Source organism: Parasphingorhabdus sp. (genome assembly GCF_036963705.1).
Classification (GTDB): domain Bacteria; phylum Pseudomonadota; class Alphaproteobacteria; order Sphingomonadales; family Sphingomonadaceae; genus Parasphingorhabdus.
The window spans coordinates 1-3,236 of record NZ_JBALUT010000073.1; the positions used below are offsets into that span (position 1 = coordinate 1).

Sequence of the window (3,236 nt, forward strand, 5' to 3'; positions counted from 1 at the left end):
ATGATTGGCAATAGCGGAGTTTTTACCCACAGCGGGATTGCCCATGAGAATCGAAACTCTTTGAGATCGCCCCGTATCTCCTTGGAACTGGGCAAGAACTTTAGAGCAATCAGGCCGATCAAATACATTTACTAGTTTCTGCGTCCAAGCCATTTTTCGACCTCCTCCATATTAGCGACTTTGAGGTGAAAACTACTCACATTGCGCATAATTCCGTCTTCGAGATCATGCGGATTGAACCCATAGAATCTCAGATAATAGAACAACATTGCCTGCCTGATTTTGATCTTGAGAGCGCCTTTCCGCATCCGATATTCCGATTCCAATCTCTCGCGCCTGGGTTCCGGCATCGCTGGGTCCGTCGTGAGGATAAGCTGTATTGTAGATGTCCAATCAACATCGCGCGGCAGATCGTCCCCGGGCGTATCTGTAAAGCCATTGGCCTCCAGTCTGGAAAGCACAAAATCGGAATAGCGCCGTTTGTCGAAATCGAACGCTCGCACATGCCAACGGTGACCGTCACTGGCCAAGGCATGAGGAAGGATCGCTCGGAACCCTTCACTACCGGAACTGAGGGAAACATATCTAGCCTTGAGACATTGCCGCTGTCGGATTGCCGCAAGGACGAGTTTAAACGTCTCCGGCGCAATCGGCCGTGAGTGAACAGCCACAGTATCAAATTCCGGGATGTTGACCGGCCAAATTTCGCTTTCTTCGCGATAGCCTTTGCTAAGCATTTCCAGTTGGGCAAGATATTCTGAAACATCGCCATCAGTCAGCTGGGGCGCAAAGGCCGTCCCGCGCACATAAGCTCTTTGCCGCGGATCATACGCAATGTTTGATGGGCAAGCTTCGCTATATTCCCCGAGATCGACCGTAGACTGCTGCGGCGATATCTCGAACTGATCTTGGAGTTGCTTTCGCTGCAGCTTTCCCTCCCATGCGAGCTGAAACTCGATGAACTGTTGCCGCTTCCGAACGTTCGCTTTTTGCTCTCCCAACACTACGGTTCCTTCCTCAATCTTGACATACGCCTTTCTAGCATGTTGACATTTTAAGGGATAGTCCTATTTTATAGGATATCTCGATTCGTCGTGCGACGCGACACTTCTGCCTCGCACCAAAAACAGGATTTTGAATATGGCTTGGCAGTATGGGCAGGCGCAGCAGCGCATAAGAAAATTGATAGATGAAGCGCCGGAAATTGATGTGCGCCGTTTCGCGGACGAATATATGCCTCTTTACGAGGCGCGCAAGGCGGTATTGAAAGCGGCCAATGAGTCTGTCGCCCCGCCGCTGTTTGATCTTCAAAAAGGCAGGGCCGTTGTCGTCGATACAGTACAGATTTACATCGCGATCACGAACTATGATGATTACCGGATTGAAGAGGGCCGCGAGACCGAAGCCTCTCACGCCAAGGCCCTTCGCTTTTTGCACCTTTACTACAGCGCATGTGACCGCGTGATCGAACAGACCGATGCTCAAAGAGTGGATTTTCACGGAAGCCGCATGCACGCAGTAGTGCTAAATCCGGATGGGGATGAAGGCCGTCACGACAGCCTACTGAAGGCCTTGAGTTTTATCCGCGATTTCCGCGTCGTCGCCGATCAGGCTAACCGGGAACTGGCTGACAGCCATCTGGATGCGGTGTTTCGCATAGGCGTTGATATCGGTCCGTGCGTCGCGATTAACAATGGCAACGGGCTGGAGCAAGAACCAATGTTCCTCGGGAGTTCGGCCAATCATGCCGCGAAGCTCGCTTATGGCGATGAGCCCGGCATTTTCCTGTCGGACCGTGCACGAGCTGTTTTGGATCAACCTGCGGTGGGCCCGCTCGAGACGCTGGTCAAGCTCGACGAGGACGTTTTCAGGGGTATTATCGACCTTCGTGACGAAGTTACAGCTTCGAGCGGTGTGCTGCGTGATCCCCAAGTGATCCTTAAAGAATGGCGCGACGAAATCACGGCCAAATCCGTTCCTGACCCGACGATACCCGACTTCGTGTTCCACTATAAGGAGCCGCCACTCAACGACATCAAGTTCGCTGATCTTATGCCCAGTTCCTCGATCAGAATGGGACTCGCTTCCCTCTTTGCGGACCTCTCGGGCTATACCGCTTATATCGATAACGCGATTGCCGCCGGCAGCATCGCCGATGCAGTCAAAGCCTTGTATGTGGTTCGGCAGGAACTACAAAATGTGGTGGAAGATGATTTTGGTGGGCGAAAGATCCGCTTCATCGGTGATTGTATTCACGGGGTGGTTGTTGAAGGATCTCGGACCGAAACGGATCCGAACGAAACAGTAGCCATCAGCCTCGTGTGCGCTGGCGGCCTTAGATCATCTTTTGCTATCTGCAAAGCCGAGCTACACGGTATTGGCGATCTTGGTCTTACAATTGGCATCGAGTTCGGTCCTACCCCGATCACGAGAATCGGCATTCGCGGCGAGCGTTCCGTGCGCTTGGCTTCGAGCATTGCCACAGCAACCTCTGAAAAGGTGCAGCGCGGTTGCGACGATGATCAGGTCCAGCTTGGTCCGGAAGCCCAAAAGCTGGTCCCGGTCGCGCTCGAAGATTTGATCGATGCGAATGGCACTGCCTGCGACCTCACTCACGATGATGTGATTACTGGTCTTTCGCTTGATACAACGGTTCCAGTGGCACCGGCGTATCACCGCGCACATTCGCCTGCCGATACGGGTGTGCCGAGGGCACACTTCACACCCAGATGAAACCGATTGCACTGTTGGTAGATACCTTGCCCAGTTGGGCAGAAATCAATGAGCAGAAGTCAGCAAAACTGGTGTTTACAGTAAGCCCCCCGAGCCGAAGTGGAGTTCCTGGAACGTGCGCCTACGATCTGGTGGTAAATGCAAACAAAGATGGAATCAGAGTCTCGGAACTTGTTCCCGGCACATGGCTTCCAGCGTTCTGCATCGAGCGGCACATTAACCCAGGTTCGACATTTTGCCTGTACCTCAATTCTGAACAGGACATTCAATCGTCCGGCCAAGCCCAGCATTGGTGGAACGGACTTCAGGCTTACTTGCAACATCAACAATATGCGGAGAAATTTTGCCGCTGGCCGATTGAAGCGCAGATGAGTCATGGTTCAGCCGCCGAAATTCAGCTCAAAATGGAGGAAGTGGCTGCGGAATTCGGATGGAAGCAGGAAATTCTTGCTGCAATTTTTCGCAAAAAGGGCTGGCTTGGAGGGAAATTACCGCGCCTGACA

At 52.6% G+C, this 3,236-nt stretch carries 3 protein-coding genes; 2 read left to right on the forward strand and 1 reads right to left on the reverse strand.

Annotated elements, in window-relative coordinates; all coding sequences use genetic code 11:
* Nucleotides 1–131: 131 nt before the first annotated feature.
* The gene (locus tag V7680_RS13190) at nt 132–1,004 is read right to left on the reverse strand and encodes a WYL domain-containing protein (RefSeq protein WP_335653730.1); all 873 of its coding nucleotides are present in this window, start codon (nt 1,002–1,004) and stop codon (nt 132–134) included.
* Between the two features lie 136 nt (nt 1,005–1,140).
* On the opposite strand from V7680_RS13190, the gene V7680_RS13195 reads away from it, so the two are divergent.
* Together V7680_RS13195 and V7680_RS13200 are read left to right on the forward strand one after the other, a co-directional pair.
* Nucleotides 1,141–2,733, forward strand: a complete 1,593-nt coding sequence (locus V7680_RS13195; protein WP_335653731.1) for a hypothetical protein — start codon at nt 1,141–1,143, stop codon at nt 2,731–2,733.
* Nucleotides 2,730–3,236: E2 domain-containing protein (locus V7680_RS13200; RefSeq protein ID WP_335653732.1), on the forward strand; the 507-nt coding region annotated here is incomplete at its 3' end. The genes V7680_RS13195 and V7680_RS13200, both read left to right, overlap by 4 nt.

Coding starts and splice junctions, on each gene's coding strand:
- V7680_RS13195 (WP_335653731.1), top strand. CDS start 1,141: ATGGCTTGGCAGTATGGGCAGGCGCAGCAGCGCATAAGAAAATTGATA.